Source organism: Fulvivirga lutimaris (assembly GCF_009711525.1).
GTDB lineage: Bacteria > Bacteroidota > Bacteroidia > Cytophagales > Cyclobacteriaceae > Fulvivirga > Fulvivirga lutimaris.
Genome location: NZ_SMLV01000159.1, coordinates 1 through 3436 on the forward strand (window position 1 = coordinate 1; position 3436 = coordinate 3436).

The window sequence follows — 3436 nt, forward strand, 5'->3', positions numbered from 1 at the left end:
CTAATTGTCTTCTTTTTGCTAATCCTCAAACTGGTATTATACCAAAGGATTATTTTCTTTCTTAAATTCTTATTCAAAAATTTCCATAAAAGTTGAGGGAGAACTAAAGCCTTAAGTAGCGGATATAACCATTTATACCTGGCCTTGTCACCACCGACATGATATTTCTTATTTATGTTTGCGGGGTAAATTACGGATATATTTAAAAAATCATATATCTTTTTCAACGCCAGCTCGGGTTCAGATTCCAATTGATCAGAAGGTAATATAAGAAGTTGATCTCTATTAAAATTTCGTAAAAGCAATTCTGTAATTCTCCCATACTCCCCCTGGGTAAGCAAGCTAAACTCTCCAGACATATTCGATTTTCTGCATTTCTCAATATTAGCTTCCTCTAACTGATCAATTATCAAGTCCGAGAAATTTCGGTGCTCCCGACCTAATCTGTAAAGCATTCTATAATGAGAAAATGCCCTATAAACAGGATTTCTCACTAAATAAATTATCTTCAATTCAGGATTATGATTATTTAATAAGTCACCAATCGCAGGGTCTCTTGAATATCTTGGGGCAAATTTCCCTATCAATTGATCCTCGGTTGCATTCAGGAAATTTTCTTCATAAAAGGTATCCCAAGACTTTTCTTCATTCAAATCAAAGAAAAACACTTCCTTTCTTGAAGGAAGATAAACATCATCATGTTCAGTGAGATAATAAAACAAACTGGTGGTGCCTGCTTTGGTTGCACCAATACAAATAAAATCAAGTTTCCGACTCATTGTTGATTGCTAAAAATACTTACCATATCGTCCTTTCAAAAAATGAGTAAACGCCAAAGAACAAAATTTTAAATTCTCAATTCCATAGCTCCACCCGAATTTAAAGCCAATAATCGACTTACTAAATAACTTGAGCAACAAATACAGAAAACCAAAGTACATTTTATGACGATAACTAATAAAAAGTAGGTTTCTATAGGAGTAATAATTTCTATGCATATTATCCGTCTTAAAAGAAGTTTGTTTTTTAAGGTTGAGTCTTCCTTTCTCCTTTCTTTTTTTATAATATTCCTTTTTGGGACAATATAATTTAAATCCTCTTTCTTTAAGTTTGAGATCAAAATCCAACTCTTCAAAACCAAAAAACAGCTTTTCTTCTGGGTAAATTTGATATTCTCGAACCGCCTGCCCTTTCACAATCTTGGTCATCCCCCCTGCAATATTATCAACTTCAATAATTCCATCTCCCTCCAGAGCAACGTCAGGCACACGCACTATTTCAGCCTTGCAAGTCTTAAAATACTGACCTACCAGACCTATACAGCCTGTATCTTTTGGATAATCATAGCTTAAAAGGCGCTCAAACACGTGATTATTACTCGGAGGATTATCATCATCTCCCCAGTAAACCCAATCATAACCCTTTTCGGATAACATCCTTAATCCAATAGTTGCGGCACCGGCTGGCCCGGAGTTATTTCCTACTTTATGATATTTAATAGAACTATCATCTAAACTAGCCACCAGTTCTTCAGTTTCAGAATTATCACTATTATCAACAATAAGTATCTCCGATGGGGCTAATGTTTGGAGTTTAATTTTGGCAATAGTATTGTGAAGAATATTTGACCTATTATAAGTCATTATAAAAGCTCCGAATTTCATATGCTTTTTATAAGGCATTTTATTGAATAAAAAACATTTTTAAGTACTTTTAAAAATTGGCCTCTCAATAAATATTGGGCACTTAAGTAATAGTAATTCCAAGCTGAATTCTTGTACATTAGGCCTCTTAGATTGGGCGGTAAAATTTCCAGATAAGTACTATTTACCTTTAAATTTCTCATAGCTAGAGAAAACTTATCCTTTTTATAGTTCTGCTCAATACCACCAGCATGAATTCTATATACGGCACCAACAAAGTCCATCACCTTAATTTTTCCAGTCTGTGCTGATAAGAATATAAGTGCTCTATCTGCCCCATAGATACTCGAAAACCAATCAGGTATTTCAAAATTATTCCTAAAGACAAGTGAATTTGTTGGTATCCTTACATTTTTTGCTGCTATATCCTTGAAATAGTAAGTGTCCCTCAACCTTTTACCTGTTATGCTGTCTTCAAGATTAGTTCCATCAGTTACCCGCACTTTATGGCCAACCATGCTGTAATCTTGATTCTCTTCAAGAAAATCCAATTGTTTTTGAAGCTTCAAAGGGTCTATCCAAAAATCATCACCATCTAATAAAGATATGTACCTTCCTTTTGCTTGAAATAGAGAATACATAAAATTAAATCGACCCGTTGGGTGGCCTTCTATCTTAATATTATTCTCCCTTTTGTGAAAAAAAAGTCTAATTAAATGTGGGTATTTCCTAGCGTATTCTTGACAGATTTCTCTAGTTCCATCTGACGATTCATCGTCTCCTATTAATATTTCAAAAGTATATTCTGTTTCTTGTTTAAGAACAGAGGCTATACATTGACCTATGTAATCTTTATGTTGATAGGTTACAATACAAATTGAAACGGTGGGTGAGTTAGGTGTATTTGACGTAAACTCATCTACAGGTTGTATTTGATGTTTCTTCTTAAATTCATTAAAATCCATTTAACCCAATTTCAATTGTTATTTAAGAAGCTAAAATCATATCCGATTTTTTCATACATCGTTAAAAGTTGATTAAAATCGAAAAAGTATTCAAATGCCTCCTTTTGCCACATGCTAAACTGATCATAACGTTTTGCTGGAGATAACTTTTTATTATCATGTTTATGTTTGTTAATTACTCCTTCATTGAAAACAGCCCTAATATAATCTTGACTAGCCTCAAAGTCATCACCACACAACTGACTTATAAACTCTGAAAAGGATTTTTCACTTTTTGTTAAATCCTCCATTTTAAAGGTCTTTTTCAGATTCAAGTTATGGATTCCGTCTAATTTGGAATAGGCGTCCATGTCAAGTTTCAAACTCGAAAGTACTGCGCAAGCCCCTAAAAAGGCCAAGTTATTATACTCTCCAAGATTTAAATCGTACTTCCTAGCCAGTTGATAACAAAATTCCTTTCCATCACGCAAAACTTTACCTGTTGTCCAATAAAGTTCATTGATATCATATAGGAATAAATCTAGAAACTGGCCGTAACCACTCCAAACTAAATCAACAGGATGCCTCACAACATTAACAACATTGTAATTACGAGCACTAGGACCAAATCTTTCTATTATTATCGGCAAATCCCTTAGCCTTAAGACATGTACCGAGCCATAGTATTCTGTATTTCCCTTTTCAATAATCTCATCATACAAATCATCTAATGACCTCTCTTGTCTATTTACATAGCCACTGTGCAAATCCTTTATTTTTAACTTAAGGTTCTTATTACTTTGTAGATCTTTGTCATCCGCTAAAGCATTTCTGGCACTATGCGTGCAG

Annotated in this window: 4 protein-coding genes; all 4 read right to left on the minus strand. The window is 33.8% G+C overall.

The window, feature by feature from the left end; translation table 11 throughout:
• On the minus strand, positions 1 to 779 hold a 779-nt coding region (locus E1140_RS01120; protein WP_155178154.1), incomplete at its 3' end, for a sulfotransferase family protein.
• A gap of 9 nt (positions 780 to 788) precedes the next feature.
• The gene (locus tag E1140_RS01125) at positions 789 to 1664 is read right to left on the minus strand and encodes a glycosyltransferase (RefSeq protein WP_185153352.1); all 876 of its coding nucleotides are present in this window, start codon (positions 1662 to 1664) and stop codon (positions 789 to 791) included.
• The gene (locus E1140_RS01130; protein ID WP_155178158.1) at positions 1661 to 2608 is read right to left on the minus strand and encodes a glycosyltransferase family 2 protein; all 948 of its coding nucleotides are present in this window, start codon (positions 2606 to 2608) and stop codon (positions 1661 to 1663) included. The genes E1140_RS01125 and E1140_RS01130 overlap by 4 nt, the downstream gene beginning before the upstream one ends.
• Positions 2609 to 2619: 11 nt before the next feature.
• Positions 2620 to 3436: hypothetical protein (locus tag E1140_RS21280; RefSeq protein WP_185153353.1), on the minus strand; the 817-nt coding region annotated here is incomplete at its 5' end.